The sequence below is a fragment of the Streptomyces sp. NPDC001714 genome, from assembly GCF_042892755.1.
Classification (GTDB): Bacteria; Actinomycetota; Actinomycetes; order Streptomycetales; family Streptomycetaceae; genus Streptomyces.
In genome coordinates, this window is the sequence record NZ_JBIAUL010000041.1 from 16,651 (window position 1) to 42,380 (window position 25,730).

At 72.3% G+C, this 25,730-nt stretch carries 22 protein-coding genes and 1 pseudogene; 3 read left to right on the forward strand and 20 right to left on the reverse strand.

Annotated elements, in window-relative coordinates:
* Positions 1-18: 18 nt before the first annotated feature.
* Together ACFY0P_RS49985 and ACFY0P_RS49990 are read right to left on the reverse strand one after the other, a co-directional pair.
* Entirely contained in the window at positions 19-687 is a 669-nt protein-coding gene (locus ACFY0P_RS49985; protein ID WP_388929158.1) for an NUDIX domain-containing protein, read from the reverse strand.
* Positions 688-924: 237 nt separating this feature from the next.
* Positions 925-2,742 carry an ABC transporter ATP-binding protein gene (locus ACFY0P_RS49990; protein ID WP_388929159.1) on the reverse strand — a complete coding sequence of 606 codons (1,818 nt, stop codon included), beginning with the start codon at positions 2,740-2,742 and terminating at the stop codon, positions 925-927.
* Between the two features lie 514 nt (positions 2,743-3,256).
* Between ACFY0P_RS49990 and ACFY0P_RS49995 the strand changes: the two genes are divergently transcribed.
* Complete coding sequence (locus ACFY0P_RS49995) at positions 3,257-4,177, forward strand: NADP-dependent oxidoreductase (RefSeq protein WP_388929160.1); 921 nt, start codon at positions 3,257-3,259, stop codon at positions 4,175-4,177.
* Here ACFY0P_RS49995 and ACFY0P_RS50000 read toward each other — a convergent pair.
* From ACFY0P_RS50000 to ACFY0P_RS50085, 18 genes and pseudogenes are all read right to left on the reverse strand, one after another.
* A complete protein-coding gene (locus ACFY0P_RS50000) occupies positions 4,155-5,240 on the reverse strand; it encodes a sugar kinase (protein WP_388929161.1) in 1,086 nt (361 codons plus the stop codon). The genes ACFY0P_RS49995 and ACFY0P_RS50000 overlap by 23 nt on opposite strands.
* Positions 5,237-5,872, reverse strand: coding sequence for a bifunctional 4-hydroxy-2-oxoglutarate aldolase/2-dehydro-3-deoxy-phosphogluconate aldolase (locus ACFY0P_RS50005; protein WP_388929162.1), 636 nt, complete (start codon positions 5,870-5,872; stop codon positions 5,237-5,239). Before ACFY0P_RS50005 ends, ACFY0P_RS50000 begins: the two co-directional genes overlap by 4 nt.
* A gap of 20 nt (positions 5,873-5,892) precedes the next feature.
* Entirely contained in the window at positions 5,893-6,708 is an 816-nt protein-coding gene (locus tag ACFY0P_RS50010; protein ID WP_388929163.1) for a hypothetical protein, read from the reverse strand.
* A gap of 2 nt (positions 6,709-6,710) precedes the next feature.
* The gene (gene dgoD / locus ACFY0P_RS50015; RefSeq protein ID WP_388929164.1) at positions 6,711-7,856 is read right to left on the reverse strand and encodes a galactonate dehydratase; all 1,146 of its coding nucleotides are present in this window, start codon (positions 7,854-7,856) and stop codon (positions 6,711-6,713) included.
* Positions 7,853-8,626 carry a FadR/GntR family transcriptional regulator gene (locus ACFY0P_RS50020; protein WP_388929165.1) on the reverse strand — a complete coding sequence of 258 codons (774 nt, stop codon included), beginning with the start codon at positions 8,624-8,626 and terminating at the stop codon, positions 7,853-7,855. Before ACFY0P_RS50020 ends, dgoD begins: the two co-directional genes overlap by 4 nt.
* Positions 8,627-8,654: 28 nt before the next feature.
* The gene (locus tag ACFY0P_RS50025) at positions 8,655-9,428 is read right to left on the reverse strand and encodes an SDR family NAD(P)-dependent oxidoreductase (RefSeq protein ID WP_388929166.1); all 774 of its coding nucleotides are present in this window, start codon (positions 9,426-9,428) and stop codon (positions 8,655-8,657) included.
* A 40-nt stretch (positions 9,429-9,468) separates the two neighbouring features.
* The gene (locus tag ACFY0P_RS50030) at positions 9,469-11,532 is read right to left on the reverse strand and encodes an alpha-galactosidase (protein ID WP_388929167.1); all 2,064 of its coding nucleotides are present in this window, start codon (positions 11,530-11,532) and stop codon (positions 9,469-9,471) included.
* Positions 11,529-12,377: a carbohydrate ABC transporter permease gene (locus ACFY0P_RS50035; protein WP_388929168.1), complete on the reverse strand. Its 849-nt coding sequence runs from the start codon at positions 12,375-12,377 to the stop codon at positions 11,529-11,531. The genes ACFY0P_RS50030 and ACFY0P_RS50035 overlap by 4 nt, the downstream gene beginning before the upstream one ends.
* Complete coding sequence (locus tag ACFY0P_RS50040) at positions 12,377-13,312, reverse strand: carbohydrate ABC transporter permease (protein WP_388929169.1); 936 nt, start codon at positions 13,310-13,312, stop codon at positions 12,377-12,379. The genes ACFY0P_RS50035 and ACFY0P_RS50040 overlap by 1 nt, the downstream gene beginning before the upstream one ends.
* 1 nt (position 13,313) lies before the next feature.
* Entirely contained in the window at positions 13,314-14,603 is a 1,290-nt protein-coding gene (locus tag ACFY0P_RS50045; protein ID WP_388929170.1) for an ABC transporter substrate-binding protein, read from the reverse strand.
* 14 nt (positions 14,604-14,617) lie between these two features.
* Entirely contained in the window at positions 14,618-16,738 is a 2,121-nt protein-coding gene (locus ACFY0P_RS50050) for a glycoside hydrolase family 27 protein (RefSeq protein ID WP_388929171.1), read from the reverse strand.
* A 176-nt stretch (positions 16,739-16,914) separates the two neighbouring features.
* Positions 16,915-17,646, reverse strand: coding sequence for a YoaK family protein (locus ACFY0P_RS50055; RefSeq protein WP_388929172.1), 732 nt, complete (start codon positions 17,644-17,646; stop codon positions 16,915-16,917).
* Positions 17,647-17,745: 99 nt separating this feature from the next.
* The gene (gene fumC, locus ACFY0P_RS50060; protein ID WP_388929173.1) at positions 17,746-19,218 is read right to left on the reverse strand and encodes a class II fumarate hydratase; all 1,473 of its coding nucleotides are present in this window, start codon (positions 19,216-19,218) and stop codon (positions 17,746-17,748) included.
* Positions 19,215-20,888, reverse strand: coding sequence for an NAD-dependent malic enzyme (locus ACFY0P_RS50065; protein ID WP_388929174.1), 1,674 nt, complete (start codon positions 20,886-20,888; stop codon positions 19,215-19,217). Before ACFY0P_RS50065 ends, fumC begins: the two co-directional genes overlap by 4 nt.
* A gap of 443 nt (positions 20,889-21,331) precedes the next feature.
* Positions 21,332-21,691 (reverse strand): CGNR zinc finger domain-containing protein, encoded by a 360-nt coding sequence (locus tag ACFY0P_RS50070; protein WP_388929175.1) that lies wholly within the window; start codon positions 21,689-21,691, stop codon positions 21,332-21,334.
* A gap of 17 nt (positions 21,692-21,708) precedes the next feature.
* Positions 21,709-21,873, reverse strand: a pseudogene (locus ACFY0P_RS50075) (FAD-dependent oxidoreductase); the annotation flags it as partial.
* A 279-nt stretch (positions 21,874-22,152) separates the two neighbouring features.
* A complete protein-coding gene (locus ACFY0P_RS50080) occupies positions 22,153-23,196 on the reverse strand; it encodes a transcriptional regulator (RefSeq protein WP_388929176.1) in 1,044 nt (347 codons plus the stop codon).
* A 335-nt stretch (positions 23,197-23,531) separates the two neighbouring features.
* Complete coding sequence (locus tag ACFY0P_RS50085) at positions 23,532-23,945, reverse strand: cold-shock protein (protein ID WP_388929177.1); 414 nt, start codon at positions 23,943-23,945, stop codon at positions 23,532-23,534.
* A 196-nt stretch (positions 23,946-24,141) separates the two neighbouring features.
* Here ACFY0P_RS50085 and ACFY0P_RS50090 point away from each other — a divergent pair, with 196 nt between their 5' ends.
* Together ACFY0P_RS50090 and ACFY0P_RS50095 are read left to right on the forward strand one after the other, a co-directional pair.
* A complete protein-coding gene (locus ACFY0P_RS50090; RefSeq protein WP_388929178.1) occupies positions 24,142-24,366 on the forward strand; it encodes an MbtH family protein in 225 nt (74 codons plus the stop codon).
* 9 nt (positions 24,367-24,375) lie between these two features.
* Positions 24,376-25,692, forward strand: coding sequence for a cysteate synthase (locus ACFY0P_RS50095; protein ID WP_388929179.1), 1,317 nt, complete (start codon positions 24,376-24,378; stop codon positions 25,690-25,692).
* Positions 25,693-25,730 lie beyond the last annotated feature (38 nt).

Sequence of the window (25,730 nt, forward strand, 5' to 3'; positions counted from 1 at the left end):
CTTGAAGTGCTCTTGAAGTCAAGGGCGTCGGGCGAACGGTCCGTCCAGGGCCGCCCACTGCAACAGCATGATCGTCTTGGCGTCGGCGATCTCGCCCGTCCGGATCATCTCCAGGGCGCGCCGGAAGGGGAGTTCGAGGATCTCGATGTCCTCGCCCTCCTCCTCCAGGCCGCCGCCCTCGTGGGTGCGGGTCGAGGGGCCGTAGGCGGCCGCGTAGAAGGAGATCCGCTCGGTGACCGAGCCCGGGCTCATGTAGACGTCGAAGACGTGCTCGACCTCGCCGACGGTGTGTCCGGTCTCCTCGACGACCTCGCGGCGGACCGCGTCCTCCGGGTGCTCGGCCGCGTCGTCCAGGAGCCCTGCGGGGGTCTCGACCAGCATGCCGTCGGGGTGGCCGTTGACATACACCGGGAACCGGAACTGGCGGGTGAGCAGGACGGTTTCGCGTTCGGCGTCGTAGAGGAGGAGCGTGGCTCCGTTGCCCCGGTCGTGGGTCTCGCGTTCCTCGGTGTGCCAGGTGCCGTCGGCGTGCTGGAGGTCGAAGGTGGTGGCCCGCTCGACGTACCAGTGACTGGACAGCAGCCGCACCTCCCGGACCTTCACACGCGGGTTGCCGGCCAGATCCAGACCGGTCCGGTCGAGACCGGTACGGCCCCGGCGGTCGGGGGTGTCGATCCCGGCGGTCATCGCGGACCGGCCGGGCGGGCGGGGGCAGACAGGTCACTCATGATCCCCTGTCTATCACCCACCCGCGACCGGCAGGCGTCTTCCGGGCGGACCGGGCGTAGCCCCTACGGTCCGGCAGCGCCCCGCAAGGGGCGCTGGGGGTGCCCCCGGCCGAAGGCCGGGGGAGGAACTGCGCGACCAGCCACGACGAACCCGCAGCCAACCGGCAACGCACCCCCGGCTCCTCCAGCGAAGCGCCTAGTGCACTTCGGCAGGCCGAGGCCCCTCATCGAGGAACCCACCCGACTGGTGCTGCCACAGCTTGGCGTACGCACCCTCCGCGGCGAGCAGTTCGTGGTGCGTACCCTGCTCGACGATCCGGCCCCGGTCCAGGACCACCAGCCGGTCCATGGAGGCGACCGTGCTCAGCCGGTGCGCCACCACCAGTGCCGTGCGGCCCTCCATGAGCCGCCACAGCGCCTCCTGGACGAGGATCTCGCTCTCGGAGTCCAGCGCGCTGGTCGCCTCGTCCAGGAGCAGGATCGGGGCGTCCCTGAGGATCGCCCGGGCCAGGGCGACCCGCTGGCGCTGGCCGCCGGAGAGCTTGACGCCGCGCTCCCCCACCATCGTGTCGAACCCCTCCGGCAGCGCGTCGGCGAACTCCGTGACGTGCGCGGCCTCGGCGGCCAGCCGGATCTCGGCGTCGGTGGCGTCCGGCCGGGCGAAGGCGATGTTGTCCCGCAGGGTGCGGTGGAACATCGCCGGGTCCTGCGGGACGTAGGCGATCTGGCTGCGCAGGTCGGCCTGGCGCAGCCGGCTGATGTCCTGGCCGCCGATCATGATGCGGCCGGCGTCGATGTCGGTCATCCGCAGCAGCAGCCGGGTCAGCGTGGTCTTGCCGCCGCCCGACCGGCCGACGAACCCGAACTTCGACCCGCTGGGCACGTCCAGCTCCAGCCCCTCGAACAGCGGTTTGGCACCCGCATGGGCGAAGGAGACCTTCTCGAAGCGGACGTCGGCGGCCCGGGGCGCGAGCGGTTCCGGGGCCGGGGGGTCGATGACGGTCGGCGGTTCAAGCAGCAGTTCGGTGAACTGGGCCGCCTCCGTCATGGAGCTCTCCATGCGCCGGTAGATCTGGTTGAACTCGAACATGATCCGGGTCGCGTTGGTGTAGTAGGTGAAGGCGACCACGACCGCCTCCACGCTGTGCCCGCCGCCCGCCAGCGCCACCGCGAGCAGCAGGCCCACCGCGTTGGTCGCCACCGACATCGGCGCGACGAACGTGTCGATGCGCAGGTTCCCGTAGTCCCAGGAGCGCAGGGTGCGCCGCCTCGACTCGGCGACCCGCGACCGGTGTTCGGCGGCCTCCCGCTTCTCGGCGGCGAACGCCCGGACCGTGTCCATGTTCATCAGGCTGTCGGCGACATGCCCGGACACCCGGGCGATCGCCTCCTCGCGCTGGTCGACCAGCCGCTGCCGCCGGCGGATCAGCGGGAACACGCACACCGCCGTCACCGCGATCATCGCGAGGAGCCCGACGACGAGCAACGGCTGGTAGCGCCAGAGCACCACCGAACCGAACGCCAGCGGCACGAAGCTGCCGACGATGTTGAAGGTCAGCGTGTCGCCGAACTCCTCGAACCGGGTGGCGAAGCTCAGCACCCGTTTGGTGAGCGAACCCGCGAAGTTGTCGTGGAAGAACGCGGCGTCCTTCGCGAACAGTTCGTCCATGCCGATGACGTACAGGTGCTCGATGCCGAGGGCGTCCATACGGTTCAGGCAGTGCAGACCGACCCGCCAGAGCACCTCCGCCAGCAGCAGGACACCGGCGAAGCCGAGGACGTACGGCAGTGTGGCGCGCAGGCCCGGGCCGTGGCCGTCGGCGATCCGGCCGATCAGCTTGGCCACGACCAGCGGGGCCAGGTAGTTGATTCCGATGTTGCCGAGCGCCGGCAGCAGCATCCCGGGCAGTGTGAACCGCTTGAGGCGGGCCAGCTCCCGTCCGTAGTAACGAAGCGCGAGGAGCACCGCGCCCTTGCGCGGTCCCGTCGCAGGTAAACCGACAGAGGATGTCATCTCAACCCTGTGTAGTCGTCGCGCGGCATGCCGAGTCGACCGCCGCTTGGTCCGCGGCGGCCTGGAATCGGCAGGTCAGGAAAGGAAAGTGTCCCGCGACGACGGTCGCCCGGTCCACGTGTTTTTTCGTCGCCGACTACGGAGCGAACACACTCTCGACCGAGAGGGACCGGGTGGGCCGGCTTCACGAACGGGCAGCGGGCGACCGTCGCAGCACGGTGTCCTCCACCACCGGGCGCAGCCGCGGGGCTCCCCTCGCGCCGCGCGGCGGAGAATTTCGCGGACGGTCTCGCAAAGTGGCCCGCGCCATGGGAGGGAAAGTGGCCCAGAGGTACGGGCCGGTTCCCACATTGGGTCGAGCGGTGTGACAGCAGCGCCCGCCGCTCTCCCCGGTCCGCCGTCGGCTTCGGTGGCAGGGCCCGGCGCCGGGCGCTGAGATGGGTCGTGACGAACGGCCGCCGCCGGGCGGCGCCGGTTCGTCGCCCCGACGCCCCCCACTCTCCCGGAGGCCCCCATGCGCGCCATCACCGTCAAGGACCGCGACGCCGGAGTCGGCGGCCTGGCCCTCACCGAGCTGCCGCATCCCCATGCCGCCGAGAACGACGTGATCGTGCGGGTGCACGCCGCCGGGTTCACGCCCGGTGAGCTGACCTGGCCCGCCACCTGGACCGACCGGGCCGGCCGCGACCGCACGCCGAGCGTGCCCGGCCACGAGCTGTCCGGCGTGGTCACCGAGCTGGGCTACGGCACCACCGGACTGACCGTCGGCCGGCGGGTGTTCGGCCTCGCCGACTGGGCCCGCGACGGCACGCTCGCCGAGTACACCGCCGTCGAGGCCCGCAACCTCGCCCCGCTCCCGGCCGACGTCGACCACGTCACGGCCGCCGCCCTGCCGGTCTCCGGGCTCACCGCCTGGCAGGGGCTCTTCGACCACGGCCGCCTGACCACCGGGCAGACCGTGCTGATCCACGGTGCCGCGGGCGGTGTCGGCTCCATCGCCGTACAGCTGGCCCGGGAGGCGGGCGCGCGGGTGATCGGCACCGGCCGGGCGGCCGACCGCGACCTCGCCCGCGACCTGGGCGTGGGGATCTTCGTGGACCTCCAGGCCGAGCGGCCGGAGGACATCGGCGAGGTCGACGTGGTGTTCGACGTGATCGGCGGCGAGATCCTCGACCGCTCCACGGCGCTGGTCCGGCCCGGCGGCACGCTGGTCACCATCGCCCGTCCGGTCACCGTGCGCCCCGCGGACGGGCGGGCGGTCTTCTTCGTCGTCGAACCCGACCGGGCACGCCTCGCCGACCTCGCCGCACGGCTGCGGGACGGGCGCCTCAAGCCGGTCGTCGGCGCGGTCCGGCCGCTGGCCGAGGCGGTCGCCGCGTTCACCCCGGACAGGCGCACGCCCGGCCGGACGATCATCCGGGTGGCCGAGGACTGAGCGTCGCCGCGGTCGCTCGCCGACCGCCCGGCGCCCGGCCTCCGCGACCGTGTTCCGGCCCGGCCCGCGATCCGGCGTCCGTGCCGTGCCCGTACCGCTCCCAGTCCCGGTCCGGGAGGTCGAGCAGCCGGGCGATGTCCGCCGCCTCGGGCAACGGACCGTGATCCCCCGTCACCTTGAGCGCGGAGACGGCGGTGAGGTGGCCGAGCCGGAGGGCGCGGGGCAGCGTCTCGGCGCGCAGCAGCCCGGCCAGGAAGCCCGCCGCGAAGGCGTCGCCCGCCCCGACCGGTTCCACCACGGCCGTCCGCAGCGCGGGCACCGTGCAGGCGCCGTTCGCGGTCAGGGCGGTCGCGGCCCGGCCGCCGTCCTTGACGACGAGGATCCGCGGGCCGGGCAACAGGTCCCGCAGGCCGGTGACGGTCAGGTCGCGGCCCCACAGCTCCTGGGCCTCGTCGAGGCCCACGAAGACGATGTCCGCCCGGTCGGCGAGGGCGCGCAGCACCGTCGGCGCGGTGCCGTCCGGCCACAGCGCGGCACGGTGGTTGACGTCGAAGCCGACGGCGTACGGCCGTTGTGCGGCGGGCCGCTCGAGGGCCCGGGTCACCAGGGCGCGGCAGGACGCGGAGAGGGCGGGGGTGATACCGCTGAGGTGCAGGAGGGCGGCCGAGCGCAGGGGTTCGCCGTCCAGCAGGTCGGGGCCGAGGGCCGAGGCCGCCGAGCCGGCGCGGTAGTAGTGGACGCGGGTTCCGGCCGGGCCCGGGTTCTTGAGGAGGAGGCCGGTCGGCCGGTGCGGGTCGGTGCGCACATGCGTGACGTCGACCCCGGCGGCGGCGACCGCGGCACGCACCCGGCGGCCCAGCGGGTCGTCGCCGACGGCCGAGAGCCAGTGGGCCGGGACGCCGTGGTCCGCGAGGTACATGGCCACGTTCGACTCGGCTCCCGCGACGGACAGCCGCAGTTGCTCGGCGTCCGCCAGCGGCCTGGGCGGGTCGGGGGCGAGGGCTGCCATGGTCTCGCCGACGCAGACGACCGGTCCAGGGGCCGGACGCCAGGGAGCCGTCACGCCGGTCCCTCTTCCGCCACGGCGGCCCGGAACGCGCGGGCCCGGTCGCGCAGGGCGCTGATGCTGCCGCCGTCCGCCGCGTCGCCGACCAGGGGGGAGCCCACACCGACGGCGGTGGCCCCGGCGGCCAGGTAGGCCCGCGCGGCCGGCACGTCGACGCCGCCGACCGGCACGAACGCGGCGTCGGGGAACGGTCCGCGCAACGCCCTCAGGTACGCCGCTCCCCCGGCCTCGGCGGCCGGGAAGAGCTTGAGGGCGGCGGCGCCCCGGGCCTGCGCCGCGATCACGTCGGTGGGGGTCAGCACGCCCGCCAGGAGCGGCATGCCGAGCTGCCGCGCGGTGTCGGCGCCGGCGCCGAGGCCGGGGGTGACCGCGAAGCCGGCGCCCGCGCGGTGGGCGGCGTGGGCGTCGGCGGCGGTCAGGACGGTGCCGGCGCCCAGCGGCCGTTCGGGGCCGAGTTCCTTGTGGGCACGGGCGATGACGGTGAGGGCGTCGGCGCCGCTGAGCGACACCTCGATCAGTTCGATGCCCTCCTCGGCGAGGGTCAGCACGGTGCGCACGGCGGCGTCCGGGTCGCCGCCGCGCACGATGGCGAGCAGGCGACGGGCGGCGAGGGCGGCTCGCAGATCCACGAGCGGGGCTCCTTCCATGGTCAGCGGGGGCACGGGCAGTCGGATCCGACGGTGAGCCGCCAGCGCACCTCGCCCGAGGCGGGGACCCGGGCGGCGTCGTCGGGGCCCGCGTCGGCGAGGTCGAAGACGCGGCCGAGCATCGGCTCGACGCCCGTACTGCGGTAGGGCCGGTGGGCGGGGAAGCCGCCGAGGTTGCGCCACAGGGCGACGGAGAGCGGCTGGCCCTCCGCCTCGACGGCGAAGGCGAGCCGGTCCGGGCCGTCGTGCACACAGCAGCGGCCGCCCTCCACGACGGCTCCGACCGCCGTACCGTCGTCCGGTCCGAACCGATCGAGGCGGAGCCCCAGGGGCGCGGGCCAGGCGCCCGCCGTCCAGGGGGCGCCGTCCGGCCAGGGGTCGGCAAGCAGCGGCGCGGCCTCCGGGAACAGCCGGGTGGGTGCCCCCGCGCGGGCCCGCACGACGGCCTCCTCGGAGAGGTCGAGGAGCGCGTGGGCGGCCCAGAGGAAACGGAAGCCGGGGTCGGCCGTCAGCACGTAATCGACTTCGACACCGTCGGCCGTAGTGCGCAGCGTGCGTTTCAGGGTGAAGCGGTCGCAGCGGACGGACTGCGCGTCGCCGTCTCCGGTCCAGGGCCGGGACCACGCGTCCCCGTGGTCGGGCGTGCCGCGCACGGTCGGGACGCACTCCTCCAGTCCCCCCGCGTCCACGAACGCGTCGCCCGGTGCCACACCGTGGCGTTCGGGGCTCTCGCGCCGCCACAGCCACTCGCGGTCGCTGTGCCGCAGCGAGGTCCAGCGGCCGCCGTGCGCGAGGTCGGTCACGACGTCGAGCGGCATGGTCACCACTCCGCGAAGGAGCCGTCGGAGTGCCGCCACACCGGGTTGCGCCACCGGTGCCCCGCGCGGTCGGCCGCGCGGACGGCGGCCTCGTCGAGGGTGATGCCGAGCCCGGGGGCGTCACCGCGGTGCGCGTGCCCGTCCACGAAGCGGAAGGGTTCGGGGTCGAGGAGGTAGGAGAGGAGGTCGGCGTCCTTGTTGTAGTGGATGCCCCGGCTCTGCTCCTGGATGAGGAAGTTCGGGGTGGCGAAGGCGACTTGGAGGCTGGCCGCGAGGGCGATGGGGCCGAGCGGGCAGTGCGGGGCGAGCTGGGCGCCGTAGGTCTCGGCGAGCGTGGCGATGCGGTGCACCTCGGAGATGCCGCCGGCGTGCGAGAGGTCCGGCTGGGCGACCGCGATGCCGGCGGCGAGGACGGGCAGGAACTCGGCGCGCGAGTACAGGCGTTCGCCGGTGGCCAGCGGCACCGGGCTCGCGGTGACCAGGCCGGGCAGCAGGTGGCCCTGCTCGGGGACGACGGGTTCCTCCACGAACAGCGGGTGCAGCGGGGCGAGTTCGGTGAGGACACGGCGGGCGCTGGCGGCGGTGAAGCGGCCGTGGAAGTCGACGGCGACGTCCCGGTCCGGGCCCAGGGCGTCCCGGGCGGCGCTCACCCGGGCCACCACGGCCGCCGTCTCCGCCGCCGTGGCCAGCGGCGAGGTGGCCCCGGCGGCGTTCATCTTCACCGCGGTGAAGCCCGCCGCCACCTGAGCCGCTATCTGCTCGGTCAGCTGAGCGGGTTCGTCACCGCCGACCCAGGCGTAGACCCGCACCCGGTCGCGCACCGGACCGCCCAGCAGGGCGTGCACGGGCGCGCCGTAGGTCTTGCCGGCGATGTCCCACAGGGCCTGGTCGAGGCCCGCGACCGCGCTCGACAGCACCGGACCGCCCCGGTAGAAGCCGCCCTTGGTGAGCACCTGCCAGTGGTCCTGGATGCGCAGCGGGTCCTGCCCCACCAGATACTCGGCGAGGACGTCCACGGCCGCACGGACGACCTCGGCGCGCCCCTCGACGACCGGCTCGCCCCAGCCGACCACTCCGTCGTCGGTCTCGACGCGGCAGAACAGCCAGCGCGGCGGGACGAGGAAGGTCTCTATCCGCTCGATCTTCACCGGCCGTCGCTGCCTTTCGTGTCGTCGGCCCCGGCCGCCTCGCCGGGCCCGGTCGCCTCCTCGGGACCGTCGAGCCGGGCCAGGTCACGGCCCGCCTGGTCGAGCAGGGCCCGCATGGCCGTCTCGGCCGCCTGCGGGTCGCGGTCGCGTACGGCGTCCAGGACGGCGCGGTGGGCGGGGACGGGGTCCTCGCTGTGCGGGGAGCTGTGCACGATCCGGTCGCGGTGGGCGAGCCCCGACTCGATGACCATCTCCATGCGTTCGAGCAGTTCGTTGTGGGTGGCGGCGAGCAGGGCGCGGTGGAAGGCGAGGTCGGCGTCGACGGCGTGGCCCGGGTCGGCGTCCTCCCGGGCCATCGCCTCCACGGCCGTCTCCAGCAACAGCAGGTCGGCCTCGGTGCGGCGCTCGGCGGCGAGCCGGACGGCGGCCGGCTCGATGATGGCGCGGACCTCGGCGAGGTTGCGCAGCAGCGACCATTCCGCGCCGGTCGTCCCGCCGCCCTCGAACTGCCAGCGCAGCACGTCGGCGTCGAGCAGGTTCCAGTCCGCGCGGGCCCGCACGAAGGTGCCGCGTTTCTGGCGGGCGTCGACCATGCCCTTGGCGGCGAGCACCTTGAGGGACTCGCGCAGGGCGGTGAGGCTGACGTCGAGTTCGCTCTGCAGCGCCACCAGGTCGAGCGTGGCCCCTTCCGGGATCTCGCCGCCCAGGATGCGGCGTGCCAGGGCCTCCACGGTCTGGCCGTGCACTCCGCGGCGGGCGTAGGGCGTCATGTCGTACAGCCTTTCTTTTCAAAGGGCATCATGCGGAGGCCTTCACGACGCTCCAGCCGCCGTCCACGACGAGACTGGACCCGGTGATGTAGGAGGCCTCGTCGGCACAGAGGAACGCGATCGCGGCGGCCACCTCCTCGGGGGTGCCGAAGCGGCGGGCGGCCGTTCCGGCGATGCTGCGTTCCCGCTCCTCGGGCTCCACCCGGTCCCAGGCCCCGGTCAGGATCGGCCCGGGGAGGACCGCGTTGACGCGTACCTCGGGCCCGTACTCGACGGCGAGCTGCCCGCACAGGGACAGCAGGCCGCCCTTGGCCGCGGCGTAGGCGGGGTGGCCGGGGATGCCCGCGTGGGCGTGCACCGACGAGGTGAGGACCACGGCGCCGCGGCGGGCGCGCAGGTCGGGCAGGACCGCCTTGACGCCGAGGAAGCTGCCGGTGAGGTTGACGCCGAGCTGACGCTGCCAGGACGGCAGGGTCAGCTCGTGGGCCGGTACGACCTCGACGGTGTAGGCGTTGCTGACGAGCACGTCGACCGGGCCGAAGGCGTGGGCGGCGGTGACGATCCGCGCCCAGTCGTCCTCGGCTGCGACGTCCGCGTGCACGTACCGGGCCCGGCCGCCGTCCTTCTCGATCCCGTCCACCACGGCCTGGCCGCGTTCGTCCGCGATGTCGGCGAGCACGACGGCGGCGCCCTCCCCGGCGAGGCGTGCGGCGGTGGCTGCTCCGATGCCGGAGGCGGCGCCGGTCACCACGGCGGTGCGGCCGGTGAAGCGGGCACCGTACCGTCGTACGGACTGGTCCATCGGGCTCCTTAGAGGGTTAACTGCTGGAAACATATGCGTCCTACAGGCGCCTGAGCACCACCAGGTCGGCGTCGTGTTCGGCACTCCACGCGAACGACAGGCCGTGGTGGAGCAGATGGGCTCCGCTGTACGACGTTCCGGTGGCCGTGTCCCGGTAGCGTGCCGCCGGGTCCAGGCCGCGCAGCCGGAGCCGCTCGGGGCGGCCGGGCAGCAGCGGTGCGCCGTCGAGGCGGCCGGTGGAGAGCGCGGCGACGACGGTGCGGTCAGCCGCGTCGTACTGCACGCCGCAGGTGGGGTCGTACGGTGTGCCGAGCAGCCGGGCCTCCCCGTGGTGGACGACGTCCCGCACCTCCTTGTAACGGGCGGTCCACCGAGCCGCCTCCGCCCGCTGCTCCGGGGTCCAGGCGCGCAGGTCCGCCCCGATGCCGAGGACTCCGCACATGGCGTTGACGAAGCGGAAGGCGAGGCTGCGCGGGCGCGGGTCGAAGATGCCGGGGGCGTCGGTGACCCAGGAGCTCATGACATGCGGAGCGTGGGCGTGCAGGAAGCCGTACTGGATGCGCAGCCGGTCCAGGGGCGCGGTGTTGTCGCTGGGCCAGACGACGTCGGTCCGGGCGAGGGTGGCGTGCTCGATCCGTCCGCCGCCGCCGGCGCAGCCCTCGACGGTGACGTCGGGGTGGGCGGCGCGCAGGTGGTCGAGGACCCGCAGGTATCCGGCGACGTGCTCGGCGTCCAGGTCGGCCAGGTCGGCCGGACCGGCGCCGGGACGGCCGCGTTCGGTGGGCGGGCGGTTCATGTCCCACTTCAGATAGCCGATGCGGTAGGCGCCGAGCAGCCGGTCGAGGGTGCCGATGACGAAGTCCTGGACGTCGGTCCGGCCCAGGTCGAGGAGCAGCTGGTTGCGGACGAGCCGGGCCGGGCGGCCGTCGATGCGGTAGACCCACTCGGGATGTTCGGCGTACAGCCGGCTGCCGGGACTGACCGCCTCCGGCTCCACCCACAGGCCGAAGTCCAGGCCGAGCGCCCGGACCTCCTCGACGAACCGGCCGAAGCCCTGCGGGAACGCCTCCGGGTCCGGGTACCAGTCGCCGAGGCCCCCGGTGTCGTCGGCGCGGCCGGTGAACCAGCCGTCGTCCACGACGAACAGCTCGGCCCCGATGTCCGCGGCCGCCTCGGCCAGCTCCAGCTGCCCGGCGGCGTCGACGTCGAAGCCGGTGGCCTCCCAGGAGTTGTAGAGCACCTTGCGGGGGCGGTGCAGCCGGTCGCCGGCGAGGTGGCGCTCGTAGCGGTGCCAGACCCGGGACAGGCCGTCGAGTCCGTCCGCGCTGAAGGCGCAGGCGAGCCGGGGGGTCGCGAGGGTCTCCCCGGGGGCCATGCGTACGGCGCCCTCGTGCGGGACCCGCCCGGCGCGGACCCGTACGGCACCGCCCGGTTCGGCCTCCGCCGTGATGTGCCAGTTGCCCGGCCATTCGAGGGCGACGCCGTACGCGGCCTCCTGGTCCTGCACGGCGAGCCAGGGCGCGTACGCGTGCCCGGGTGCTCCCTGCCGGCTGCCGATGCCGAACGTGCCTCTGGCCAGGTCGAGTTGAGTGTGCTGGAACTCCTGCGACCACTGTCCGGAGAGATACGTCAGCCGGGCCGGCCCGGTGACCGGGATGTTCACGGCGGCCGAGTCGAGCCGTTCCAGGCGGAGTTCGGCCGTGGCGGTGAACTCGGCCCAGCGGAGGACGACGTCGGTGCCGGGGACGGCCTCGTAGCACAGCACGGTCCGCAGGCCGATCAGCTCGTCCACGAAGGCGAGCCGGAGAGCCCCCGGCGCCTCCTCCGCCCCGGCGAACTCCCACCACACGCCCCGGTCCGCGCCCGGCGGTCCCGCGACCAGCTCGGCACCGGTGAACGGCCTCAGTCCATACGGCAGATACTCGGCCGGAGCCGCGTCGGCGGGCGTGATGAAGTGGGTGCGGTGCGACCAGTCGAGGGCGGACGGCCCGTCCTCGACACCCAGCGGGCCCCAGGCGTCGAGCTCGGCCCAGGGACCGTCCGGGGAGAGGCGGACGGTGTAGCTGGTGTGCTCGGTCCGCAACGTCCAGCGCGGGTCCGTCACTTGACCGCTCCCAGGTTGAGGCCGGCCACGAAGTGCCGCTGGAAGCGCAGGAAGACGGCGACCGTGGGCGCGGCGGCGATGACCGACCCCGCGGCGATCACGTTCCACATCGACACGTACTGGCCCTGGAGTCCGATGAGGGCCGCGGTGATCGGCATCTTGGTGTCGCTGCGCAGCACGGTGATCGCCCAGAGCAGGTCGTTGAAGATCCAGGTGAAGGACAGCGCGCTGAGGGCGGCCAGGGCGGGGCGGGTCAGCGGCAGGATGATCCGCCAGAAGATCTGCCAGGGTCCGGCGCCGTCCACGACCGCCGCCTGCTGGATCTCCACCGGGATCGACCGCATGAACCCGTGCAGCACGAAGACGTAGAAGCCGACGCCGAAGCCGATCTGCACGCCGATCAGCGCGGGCAGGGTGTCGTAGACGCCCATCACCTCGCTGAGCTTGGACACCGGGATGAGCAGGATCTGGGGCGGGAGCAGGTTGCCGCCGAGCATGAGCAGCAACAGGGAGCGGCGGAAGGGGAGTTCGTAGCGGCTGAGGGCGAACGCGGCCATCGCGGCGAGGGCCAGGGTGACCAGGACGCAGGGAACGGTGACGAGCAGACTGTTGATCAGGGCCTGCTGCTGGCCGCCGCCGGTCCAGGCCTGGCCGAAGTTGGACAGCGTGAAGGAGTGCGGCCGACTGCCCAGGCCGTGGGCGGCGATGTCGTCGAAGGAGCGCAGGCTGGTCACCACGACCAGGGCGATGGGCAGCAGCCACAGGACGGCCAGGGCGCCGGCGCCGAGGTGGAATCCGGCGGTGGCCGCTCTTCTGCGGCGCAGCGCCGTGGAGTTGGCGGACATCAGTCGGCCTCCCGGAAGGCGCGGACGAGGTAGGAGGCGATGACCCCGAAGGCGAGGACGAAGATGACGACGGCCAGGGCGGAGCCGTAGCCGAGGCGCAGGGACTGGAAGGCGGTCGAGTACATGTAGGTGCTCAGCAGCTCGGACGAGTGGTAGGGGCCGCCGCGGGTGAGGGACCAGACGACGTCGAAGGAGCGCAGCGAGTCGATGACGATGACCGACAGGACGACCGCGTTGACGCTGCGCAGCTGGGGCAGCGTGACGTGCCGGAACCGCTGCCGGGCGCTCGCGCCGTCGACCTTGGCGGCCTCGTAGAGCGCCGGGTCGATGCCCTTGAGGCCGGCCAGGTAGAGCACCATCACGTAGCCGATCTGGCGCCACAGCGCGGGCACGATCACCGCGTACAGGGCGGTGTCCTGGTCGGCGAGCCAGGCGTGCTGGAGGCTGCCGAGGCCCACCCCTTCCAGGACCCGGTTGAGGACGCCGTCGGGCTGGTAGATCGCCTGCCAGACGAGGGCGGTGGCGACCAGCGAGAAGACGACCGGCAGGAACAGGGCGGCCCGGTAGAAGCCGACCCCGCGCCGCTCCTGCTGCAGCAGCAGCGCGGCGGCGAGCCCCAGGACGGCGGACAGGCCGCCGAAGAGAACCAGCCACAGGACGGTGTGACCGAGCGCGCTGCGGAAGACGTCGTCGTGGGCCATCTCCCGGAAGTTGTCCAGGCCGACGAACTGCGGCGGGGAGACGCCGTCCCACTTGGTGAGGGCGAGGTAGAAGCCCTGAAGCGCGGGCCAGAACACCCACAGGGCCTCGGCGAGCAGCGGGACCAGGACGAAGGCGAGGACCAGCGGCGGGGTGCGCCGGGGGCCCCGGGGCCGCCTGCCGCTGACGGGCAGGCGGACCGGGGACTTCCGGTCGGGGGCGGTCAGCACAGCCACGTCAGGCGTTCCAGATCTTCTGGGCATCGCGCTGCCAGTCGGTCAGGATGCTGCCGATCGACTTCGGCTTGGCCAGGAACCTGGTCAGGGCGGTGTCCGCGGTGGGCTGGAGGGCGTCGCTGGAGTCGCGGTTGAAGAACTGGGTGATCTCGGCGGCCTCGGCGACGTGCGCGCGGCCCTTCTTCACCAGCGCGGTCCCGGCGTCCCTGGCGCCCGGGTTGCAGGGCAGGACGGTGCCGGAGGAGCCCTTGATGTAGATCTCCTGGGCCTCGGCGGTGGCGAGGTACTTCATCAGGTCGACGACCTGGTCGCGGCGGCCGGTGCGGGCGCTGGCGAAGTAGCCGTCGACCGGGGCCTCCTCGGCGAGCGGGACCTTGGAGTCGATGACGGGGAAGCGGAAGAAGTCGATGTCGTCCAGGGCGCTCTTGGGCGCCGAGTCGGCGAAGAAGGTACCGATGAGCATCATGCCGGTCTTGCCGCCCAGCAGAGCGGTCGTGGCGTCCTGGAAGGCGAGGGCGGTGCCGTTCGGGTCGAAGTACGGCAGCACCTCCTGCCAGCGGTCGAAGACCTTGCGCACCTCGGGGTCGTCGAACCGGTGCTTCCCGGCGAGGAGTTCACGGTGGTACTGGGCGCCGTTGATGCGGATGTCGAGGTAGTCGAACCAGGACGACGCCACCCAGGGGGTGTTGCCGCCGGCGCCGAGTCCGATCGGGGCGACACCCTTGCTCTTGAGCTTGTCGCACAGGTCGAGGAAGCCGTCCCAGCTGGTGGGCTCGCTCACGCCCCACTTGGCGAACTGGGACTTCCGGTAGAACATGCCCCACCAGTAGTAGGTGTTGGGCACGAAGACCTTCTTGCCGGAGCTCGCGGTGCAGAGCGAGTTCAGCGCCTTGGTGTACCGCTTGAGGTCGGGCGAGGAGCTCCACACCTCGTCGAGGTCGAGCAGCAGGTTCTTCTTGGCGTAGGCGTCCGCGACCGAGCCGGGGTACCAGGTGTACACGTCCGGCGGGTTGGCCGAGGTGAGGTAGGTCGGCAGCTGCGTGCGGAAGGTCTCGGCGGCGATCGTGTTGAGACTGGCCTTGCCGGAGCCCTTCTTGCCGTATGCCGCGACCAGGTCCTCCATCGCGGTCTTGGCCTGCGGGGCGGACAGGTTGGACTGGAGGGTCACCGCGCCCTTCGAGGAGCCCTTGCCGGAGGAGGTGTCGGTGACGCAGCCGCTGAGCAGTGCCGCGGTCCCGGCGGCACCGAGTCCGGCGAGGAACCGCCGTCTGCTGGTCTGGGGGTTGGCCATGGTGGATTCCTCGTTCACTTGAATTGGGTCCGGTACACGTGGCCGTCGACTCCGCGGAACACCGCGTCCACGGCTCCGTCCGGGCCGGCGACCGCGCCGAGCGCGCCGTCGAACGCGGCGCTCGGGAACTCCTGCCGCTTGCTCCAGCCCTGCCAGGCGCCGTCGGCGTACCGCTGCTGCCAGAGCGTGTAGTCGGCGGCCCGTGCGTAGAGCAGCACCGCGTCTCCGACGGCGACCAGCGTCGGGCTGCCGCTGACGGTCCCGCCGAGGGACGTCCAGTCGGACCACTCCCCCGACGTGTCCCGCGTCCGCGTCCACACGTCGTCCGCGGCGGTGCGCACGGCTACATGAACACGCCCCTGGGCGTCCACGGCGGCGGACGGGCGGCCGTAGACCTGCCTGCCCCCGGGTTCGCCGAGCGACGACCAGCCGGTCGCCGGGCCGCGCTGCACGACCGTGCCGTCGGCGCCGCGCGCGAACAGCGTCCAGTGGGCGGGATCGGTGAGGGCGACGGACGGCGCGTCGGTCAGCTCCCCGCCCAGGGACTGCCATCGGCCCCAACGGCCGTCGGCGTGAACCCGTCGGTAGGCCCGCGAGTCGGCGCCGCGCACGAAGACGTCGATCCGGCCGCCCGCGGAGGCGTACACGGCGGGCTGGCCCAGGATCTTCCCCTGCGCAGGACCGCCGAGGTCCTGCGTGCTCCCGCCGGTCCTCTCGACGAGCGAGCCGTGCGGCCCCCGGAAGAACGTGGAGCCGTCGCTCGCCACGGCCGGGCTGGCCGTGGCCGTCACGCCCAGGTCCGTCCCCGGCAGGGCGTCGGCGCCGGTGAGCTCGAGGAACGCGGTGCCGTGCGCGGGGACCTCGACGGTGTACGACCCGGTGTACGTGCCCCGGTCGGCACGGGCGCGCAGGTCACGGACCCGCACCGGGCCGCCGAGGCCCGTGTCGGCGAACTGCACGGTGCGCCGGGCGGGTTGGTCGGAGCGGTTGAGCAGGACGACCGCGCGCTGTCCGTCCCCCTGGAGCACCTTGCTGTAGACGTCCCCGACCGGGTCGGTCGCGATCCGTACGCCCTGGACGGCGAGGGGGTCCTGGTCGACGGCGATGATCTCGGGGTTGCGGAGCGTGGCGAGCATCGGGCCGGAGAGCGTCCGCGGGTCGGAGCCCAGCATCAGCGGCGAGCCCATCTCGGCCCACATCACGAACTGCGTGGTGGACTCCTCCTGGGTGAGCTCGTACGTCCCGTCGGTCATCTTCCGCATGGGGATGAGGTAGTCGGGGTCGTTGTAGTGGCCGGGGCCCTGCGCCTCGGGGTGCCAGGCGTTGGCGTCCATGTTGCGCAGGATGTTGGGCCACTCCCCGGGGCTCGGGCTTCCCCAGGCGATGTCGGTGCCGGTGCGCCAGGAGTCGGCGATCACCGGTGCGTAGACGTAGGTGTTGTGGGCGTCCTGCTCGGGGGTGTGCGGCAGGCCCCAGTCGTCGGTGAGCGGGTTGCAGAGGTTGAGCAGCATCTTCCGGCCGGACTTGGCGACCGCGTCGCTGAACTCCTTGTAGGCGGGCCCCGGATCGAGTTTCGCCCCGATCCCGCAGAGGAAGTCGACCTTGATCGCGTCGATCTTCCAGTTCGCGAACTGCCGTGCGTCCTGGTCGTAGTACCCACGGCTGCCGAGCCCACAGCTCTTACCGCCGTCGTAGGTACCGGCGTCGGTGTAGATGCCGGCCCGCAGGCCGCGCTTGTGCAGGTAGGAGACGAGGGCCGGGATACCGGAGGGGAAGCGGTCCGGGCTGGCCGTCAACCGGCCCTGGGCGTCCCGGGGGTTGTCGGCCTGCCAGCCGCCGTCCAGCCAGACGATGTCGTAGCCGGCGTCCCGCAGACCACTGCTGACCAGTGTGTCGGCGACGGCGCGCACCTCCTTCTCGGTGGGCGCGCCGAGCCCGTAGTAGGTGTTCCAGCCCATGTAGGGCGTCGGAGCGAGGCCGCTGTCGTAGGAGGAGGGCGCGCCCTGGTCGACCGCGGTCTGCGCGACGGCGTCGGGGGTCACGGTGGCGGCCAGGACCACCGCGACGGCGGCCGCGAGGGCGGGCCGGGTGAACCGGTGGTGCCTGTGTCTTGGTACGGGCGGGTGCGGAGTCACGTACGTCTCCCGGGGATGGGGAAGCCGGAGATCGTGACGCGGTCCCCTGTGCGGCAGGGGCCGACGACGTCACGGCGATGACTGTGGCTCGTGGCCGAAACCGTGTCAAGATTAATTACTAATTTAGTAGAAGCAAGGCGAGGAGGTGAGCCTGGGACCTTGGCAGGCCCTCGCCCCTACCCGGGAGCGTCGCGGCGGGTCCGGGCCGCAGGCGCGCCTGCGGCCAGAAGGGCGCACACCACGAGCACCGGCGGGAGCACTCCGGCCCAGCCCGGCGCCGTCCGCAGTACCGCCGCGCAAGCCGCCGCGCCCGCGATCAGGGCCGCCAGCCGGACGGGCACCCAACGGCTCGGGCGACCCGCGCCCACTCCCTTGACGATGTACGTGGCCAGGGTGCCGGTCAGGTAGGTGGTCGGCGCCGCGGCCAGGCCGGCCGCCACCATGGCTCCCGACTGGATGCCCATCGTCAACGCGGCACCGAACTGCAGGACGTCCCGGGCCCCGCGCCCCGGCGCTCCGCCCTGCACGGCCCAGACCACCGCACCCGCGGTCAGCAGGAGCGCCTCGCCGACGAGACAGAGCAGCACCGGCCGCGGCCAGTGGGTGACGGTGCCTTCGTTCCGGCGGGTGAACCAGGCGGTGACGGCGGCGCCCAGCCCGAACCCCGCCAGCGCCAGCACCGCCGCGGTCACGCCCGTGCCCTGGGCGCGGCCGACCGCCATCCCGAGCAGAGCCAGGTTGCTCGTCATGACCCCGGCGAAGACATGGTCCAACGCGATGAAGGAGATGGTCTCCACCGCCCCGGAGGCCGCCACCAGAAGCACGACGGCCAGGCGCAGTGCGGTCCCCGGTTCGGCCGACGGCTGCCCGGGGATCTGCGTCGCTGGCTTCCTCGGCGAGTCACTCACAGTCCCCGAGCGTAACCTGCGGTGAGGATCGGTCACGGCTTCAGCGGGCGGGTCGGAGCCGCCGGCACCGGCCCCCGCCGATCCGGTTGTCCCGCCGGTCTACGTCCGGCCCACCATGGTGGCCGGGTCCACGATGCGGTCGAACTTCTCGGCGGTGACGGCGCCGGAGGCCAGGGCCGCCTCGCGCAGGGTGGTGCCCTCGTCGTTGGCCTTGTGCGCGATGGCGGAGGCCTCGTCGTAGCCGATGACCGGCGAGAGCGCGGTCACCAGCATCAGGGACCGGTGGACGTAGGAGTCGATCCGGTCACCGTCGAGTTCGATCCCCTCGATGCAGTACTCGCGCAGCTTGGCGCACGCGTCGGCGAGGACGGTGGCCGCGTGCAGGAAGTTGTTGATGACGATCGGGCGCATCGCGTTGAGCTCGAAGTTGCCCTGGGAGCCGGCGAAGGCGATCGCGCTGTCCTCGGACAGCACCTGGATGCAGACCATGACCATCGCCTCGCACTGGGTCGGGTTGACCTTGCCCGGCATGATCGAGGAGCCCGGCTCGTTGGCGGGGAGAACCAGCTCGCCGAGTCCGCAGCGGGGACCGGAGGCGAGCCACCGGATGTCGTTGGCGATCTTCATCAACGGCACCGCCAGGGCCCGCAGCCCGGCGGAGGCACCGACCATCGCGTCCAGACCGCCCTGGGCCGCGAACTTGTTCTCGGCGGTGGTGAACGGATGGCCGGTCGCGGCGGCGATCTCGGCGGCCACCTGCTCGCCGAACCCCGGCGGGGCGTTCAGCCCGGTGCCGACCGCGGTGCCACCCATGGCCAGCTCGTACAGGCCCTCGGCGGATCCGGTGACCCGGGTGGTGGCCTGTTCGAGCTGGCGGGCGTAGCCGGACCACTCCTGTCCGACGGTGAGCGGGACCGCGTCCTCCAGATGGGTACGGCCGATCTTGACCACGTCCCGCCACTGCCCGGCCTTGGTCTCGATGGCCTGCCGCAGCGCCTGCACACTGGGCAGCAGCCGGTCGTGGACCGCCTCGACCGCGGCGATGTGCATGGCGGTGGGGAAGGTGTCGTTGGAGGACTGCCCCATGTTGACGTGGTCGTTGGGGTGGACGGGCGTCTTGCTGCCGAGTTCGCCGCCGACGAGCTGGATCGCCCGGTTGCTGATCACCTCGTTGGTGTTCATGTTGGACTGCGTCCCCGACCCGGTCTGCCACACGTACAGCGGGAAGTGCTCGTCCAGTTCGCCCGCGACGACCTCGTCGGCGACGCGCCGGATCAGCTCCGACTTCCAGTCCGGCAGCCGCCCGGCGCGTCCGTTGACGAGGGCGGCGGCCTTCTTGACGTGCCCGTAGGCGTGGTAGACGGCCTTCGGCATCCGGTCGTCGCCGATGGAGAAGTGGATCAGGGAGCGCTGGGTCTGGGCGCCCCAGTAGCGGTCGGCCGGCACGTCGACGGCGCCCATGGAGTCGGTCTCCCGCCGGGTCCCGGTGGCGTGCACGCCGATGGGGAGGTCGAGGATCTTCGGAGCCCGTTCCTCCCCGGCGGGGCCGGTTTCCGTGTTCCGCGAGGTCATGACGGCGTCTCCTCGGCGTAGGAGGGTTCCCACATGGCCTCCCGGACGGCGCGGTCCGGGTCGTCGGGCCCGAGGGTGGCCACACCGTCGGCGAGTGCGGCCCGGACGACGGCCGCCGCGGTGATCGCGGAGGACTCCCTGAGGTCGTCCACGGGCGGCAGCAGCGACGCGCCGGGCGCGGTGACGTCGACCTGGTCCGCGACCGCCTGCGCGGCCGCCAGCAGCATGCCCGCGGTGACCTTGGTGGCACCCGAGACGATCGTGCCGAGGCCGAGTCCCGGATACAGCAGCGCGTTGTTGGCCTGTCCGATCCGGTAGGTGAGGCCGTCGTACTCCACCGGGTCGACCGGGATGCCCGTGGCGACCAGGGCCTTGCCCCGGCTCCAGCGGATCACGTCGGCGGGCATCGCCTCGATGCGCGAGGTCGGGTTGGAGATCGGGAAGACGATGGGCCGCTCGGTGCCCCGGGCCATGGCCTCGACGACTTCCTGGGTGAACGCGCCGTGCACGGTGGAGGTGCCCAGCAGGATGGTGGGCCCGACCTGCCGCACCGTCTCCAGCAGCGAGATCGCGCCGTCGTCCCGGGCCCAGCCGGTGACCTCGGCCGGGTCGCGCGCGTAGGGCTCCTGGAAGTCGCGCAGACCGGGCATGCCGGTGGTGAGCAGCCCCTGCTTGTCGATCAGCCACACCTGCCGGGTGGCCTGCTCGGGCGTCGCGCCGTCCCGGATCATCGCGTCCCGGAGCTGGTCGGCGATGCCCACTCCGGCGGTGCCGGCGCCGAAGACGACCAGCGTCTGGTCCCGCATGGGGATGCCGCTGACCTTGACCGCGGAGAGCGCCGCGGCCAGCGTGATGGCACCGGTGCCCTGCAGGTCGTCGTTGAAGATGCGGTAGTCGTCGCCGTACTTCTCCAGGATGCGGCGGGCGTTGCCGGGGCCGAAGTCCTCGAAGTGCAACAGCGCGTGGGGGAACATCGAGGACGCCGTCCTCAGGTACCTCTCGATGAAGGCGTCGTAGGCGCCGCCACGGACCCGGCGATGACGGTTGCCCAGGTACAGGGGGTCGTCGAGCAGCGACGTCCGGTCCGTGCCCACGTCCAGCGACACCGGTACCACACGGCGTGGGTCGATGCCGGCGGCCGCGGTGTAGACGGCGAGCTTGCCGACCGCGATCTGGATTCCGCCCACACCCCAGTCGCCGATGCCGAGGATCTCCTCCGCGTCGGAGCAGACGATCAGGTCCACGTCGTCGGGGCCCAGCCGGAGGGTGGCGAAGGCCTTCTCCATGTCGTCGGGTGCGTCGACGGACAGGAAGATGCCCCGGGGGCGGCGGTATTCGTGGGAGTACTTCTCGATGGCCTCGCCCACGGTCGGGTCGTAGACGATCGGCAGCATCTCGGCGAGGTGATCACCCAGGACCTTGTAGTAGAGGCTCTCGTCGCGGTCGTGCAGCTGCTCCAGGTAGACGTTCTTGGCCAGGTCGCTGTCCTGCGCCTGCACCTGCCGGTAGGCGAGTTCCGCCTGGTCTTCGAGGGTGAGGACCGCGGACGGCAGCCGGCCGGTCAGGCCGAGGGCCCGCCGCTCCTCCTGGGTGAAGGCCGTGCCGTGGTTGAGCAGCGGATCCTGCAGTACGTCGGGGACGGCCGGGGTCCGAGTCGTGGTCTGGGCCATCGGAATTCCTTGTGACTCGTGGCGGTCACGCACGCGACGTCTCCGTGGCAACGGCGCGGGACGGCGCCGGCGGCGTGCTGGAAGCCGGGGTGCGGGTGTGCCACGCGGAGTCGAACGGTGTCGTCCCCCTCCCGCGGGACACCTGCGCACCCGGACGTCAGGGGGCTGTGGAGGACAGGACCCCGACATGGACCGAACACTCACGGCGCGCACAGGCGCCGCCGTGTTCTCCCAGGCTATCCACCCGCCGACGGCCACGCGACCGCGCTGGCCGACGGTCAAAGCCGGTCACCGGAACAGGAGTCCACGGCGCGGGGAGCACGCCGGTGCCGCGATGTACGTCGGAGGAGGAGCCGACCAGGGCATGACTACGACGTGTGGCTCCCCGTCCCCACGCCGTTCGTGCGTGCGTCGCGCGTCCGCACCGGTTCCGCCGGCCGCGGCTAGGAGTTCTTCGCCGCCCGGGCCCGATGCGCCGCGACCGTCGTCCGGCTCGCGCACGCGTTGGAGCAGAACCGGCGTGTCCGGTTCCGTGACTGGTCCACGAAATGGTTTCCGCACCCGGCCGCGGCGCACCGCCCCAGCGTCACCGCGGGCTCCCCGGCCACGACCAGCGCGAGCTGGGCGGCGATCAACTGGCCGACCCAGCACCCGGCCGGGGTGCCGTTGCGGCTGAAGTGGATGTGCCAGCCGCCTAGGCCGTCATGGTCGGACAGGTGCATGCCCGGCGGGTAGTCGCGCAGCAGACGGTGCACGGCTTCGGGGGCGGCGCCGTCGACCGACTGCGCCAGGGCGGTGCGCACGAGGTCCGGCAGCTCGCCCCGCCCGTTCCGGTGCCGGGGACGTCCATCGAGCGGGCCTTGCCGCCGAGGGCGTCGTAGTACTCGTAGACCGTGACCTCGTAGCCGCGTTCGGCGAGTTCGTGAGCGGCGCTGAGGCCGGAGACCCCGCCGCCGAGGACGGCGACGCGCTTGCCGGAAGAGGCCGCGGCCGCAAAAGACGGGCCCACGCAGGTTCTCACCTGCGAAGACCCTTCGCACCGTCGGGACGACAGGACTTGAACCTGCGACCCCTTGCCCCCAGAAGCAAGGGCCAGGAAGGACATCCTGACATACAGACCAATCCTGGGCGGGACTCGACCAGCTCACGGCGTTGGCGAAGACGCGGCTGAAACGGATGCAGCACCGCACCCGCCTGGTCGAAGGCCTCATCGCCGAGACCGGGCTCGGCCTCCAGCCTCCGTGACCTCAGCCGTTGAAGATCCCTAGAGGCCGCCGGCCGCCGAGGGGGGAACGGTCTGGACGCGCGCGCCGAGCTCCTGGGCGAAGTCCCGCCAAGTGTCCGCGTACTGCCGCGCCAGGTACGCGACCAGGTCTCCGCAGTGCGGCGGCACCGCCGCGGCCAGTTCCGGCCACTCCTGCAACCCCGACGCGTGCTGCTGGAGCAGATGCAGAAGGTGGCGCCCGCCGGACTTGTGGCGCAGTGACGGATCGCGCCGCAGCTTGACGAGCACGGATTCCGGGTCCGACTCCGCCCTCCGCAACATCCGCCGCGTCCCCTGCCGGCCGTCCGCGGGCAGGGGGGTGTCCTCCGGCGCGTCGCTCTCGTCCGCCTCATCGGGCCGGAGCCGCTTGCGGACATCGCTTGCCGTCGCCAGGGAGATACCGGCCAGCCGCGCGACCTCCCGCAGCGACGCCTGTGGACGCTCCGCCATCACCTCGGCGGCCCTGCGCCGCCCTTCCGCACTGCTCAGTGGGCGAACCTTGCCGTCCCGGCCCACGCGGGCGTTCACCTGCGGCACCGAGTCGGTCGAGCGTCTGATCTTCGCGACGGTCTTGGCACCGAGCCCCGAGGCCCGTGCGATGGCACGGTCGGACATCTCCGGGTGTGAGAGGACGATCCGGGTGGCCGCGGCCCGGCGGTCGGCGTGCGACAGCGGAAGTCCGTGCGTCACGTTCACCTCGACCGCGCACAGGAACGCTTCTTCAGGGGTGCCGTCGAAGAACTCCACCTCGATTCCGTCCTGACCGCGCAGGGATGCGGCCATGAGGCGATGCATGCCGTCTATCACCCGCATGGTGCGCCGGTCGACGAGAATGGCGGGAAGCGGCCCGTCGTTCTCCACCAGGCGGGCCACGTGCTCGTGATCCAGCCCGTTCGCACGAGGGGTATCACCCGGCAGCAACAGAGCGATCGGAACGGTTAAGGCTTCACGCAGTCGGGATTCCGCGGACAAGGGCAGGGCAGCCGGATCGGCCGCCTTTCCACAGGTCTCGGATTCCGGAAAACCAATAGCTGACAGATCCATTGGAGCCCCTCGCCGGTCGGTCGATCACGGCCTTGCCGTTCCCATCTTCACCGACCGCACCACTGGTGTCGACCCTGCGCCGCGCGATTTGTCGATCAAAACCCGACGGTAAAATGTCGGAAAATACAAGACAAAAAATAGGATGCGCCGCGCATGATCCTTCTCCGCCCAGTAAGCGGTACCTACCCGTCCGGTTCCGCGGGTGTCGCGCCGGAAAGCAGGAAGAAACCCACAGGAAAACAGAGGAATTCGGCTGAAAAACCAGAGTATGCCATCCCGTCCGACACAAGGACCGGGCGCCGACGGGCACCCGGTCCGCTTCCTTCCCGACTGCGTCAGCCCTCCACCCAGCCGCGCTTCGCCGCGAACTGCACCAAATCGCGACGCACCGCCAGGATTTGCTGCGCGTCCAGCGGCGGCGCAGCAGCGGTGTTCAGCAGAAGCTCGGTCACATCCCGAAGGTATTCGTCAGCGCCGAGCACATCGCACATCTGCTCCTCGCCGGCCGCCGCCACCCTGGCGGGGACGACCGACGGGCTCTCGGCGTCCGGGGCAAGCCGGACCGACGTGGCCTTCAGGCCGCGCCCGCCGTCCTCGACCTCGAATTCGACCGACAGTCCCGGGCGGAGCGCCGACTGCGGGATCTGCAGATCATTCACATGCAGGAAAACGTCATCGCCACCGGCGTCCGGAGCGATAAATCCGAAGCCCCTCGCCGCGTCGAACCGCACAACTCGACCGACAGCCACGACAAACACCCCCAACAATGCCGGACCCCTTGCCCGACAAACCTACCCGGGAGCCTAGCCGCCCCGCGGCGGACAATCCAGGCGAGCACGGTGTTCAACGCGACGTTCAACGTGACGCATTGATGCCGTGCACACCCGTCGGCCATAGTCCTCACGGAACGAATGACGTGAACTTCGCGCTAGGGAGGACGGCACGATGGCGAACCCGTTCGACGACGAAGAAGCCCCGTTCCTGGTTCTGGTCAATGACGAGGGGCAGCACTCGCTCTGGCCCGTTTTCGCGGACGTTCCCGGCGGGTGGGAAGTCGTCTTCGGAGAGGCGGGACGGCAGGAATGCCTCGACTACATCGAAGCCTCGTGGACCGACATGCGTCCGAACAGTCTCATTCGGGCCATGGAGCAGAACGCCCGGGCGAACTAGGCGCCCGGCTTGAGCGAGAACGTCCGCGCGTCCGCGGCCGGTACCGCCGTCACCGCACGCCACTACGTACTGGTCTGCTCCGTGTGCGGCCATCGGCAGGACGACGACGGAACCGTCCTGGAGTGCCAGGGCGACCACGCCCCCGCACTGCTGCGCACCGAGTACCGGGACCGGCGCTTCACCCCACGGGCCGGTGCGGAGGGGATCTTCCGTTACCGCGACTGGCTTCCTGTGGTGGCGACGGGCCGGAGCGCCGGCCGGAGCGCCGTCTTCCGCAGCCGGGGACTCGCCCGGGCCCTGTACGTCGATGAGCTCTGGATCGCCTTCAACGGCTACTGGCCCGAGCGTGGGGCCGCTCTCGACACCTGCACGTTCAAGGAGTTCGAGGCACACACCGTGCTGGGACGGCTGCCGGACGATCCCTGGATCCTGACGGTGGCCTCATCCGGCAACACCGGGGCGGCATTCGCCTGGGCCGCCTCGCAGGGCCGGATCCCGTGCCTGCTCGTCGTCCCCGAGAAGGGCCTGTCCCGGCTGCGTTTCCGGACGGAACTCGACCCGTGTGTCACCCTCGTCGTCATCGAGGACGGCGACTATCCGGACGCGATCGACCTCGCGGCGCGTGTGGGGCGGTTGCCCTCGTTCCGGCTCGAGGGCGGCGTGAAGAACGTCGGGCGGCGCGACGGCCTGGCCACGGTGATGATCTCGGCGGTCGAGGCGATGGGACGCCTGCCCTCGCACTACTTCCAGGCAGTGGGCAGCGGCACCGGAGCGATCGCCGCGCTGGAGGCCGCCCGCCGCTTCATGGACGCCGGCGTCGACGGGCCGCTGCCCCGGCTGATGCTCTGCCAGAATCTCCCCTTCACCCCGGTCCTCGACGCCTGGCAGGCGGAACCGGAGCCCCTGGACCGGACGCCCGGGCACTACCGGGAGGTCCTCCGCCAGGCCTGCGCGGACGAGCTGGCCAACCTGACGCCCCCCTATGCGATCGGGGGCGGGGTCCGCGACAGCCTCGTGGAGAGCGCGGGCGATGTGCTGGCCGCGGACAACGCCGCCGTCCAGGAGGCCATGAAGCTGTTCCTGGACACCGAAGGCATCGACATCGAACCGGCCGCCGGTGTGGCCGTGGCCTGCCTCGCCGACGCGGCCGCCCGCGGCCGGCTGGACGACGACTCGGTCGTCCTGCTGAACATCACCGGCGGCGGCCGGTCCCGGCTCGGCACTGACCACGCGCTGATACCGGCGACGCCCCGGCTGCGTATCCCGGTCGGGGCCGCCCGGCACGCGGAGACCGTCGAGGGGATCGCGGCACTGTGCGGCCGCTGACCGCCCACGGCGAGCGGTCCCGGCCCGCCCGGCCCCCG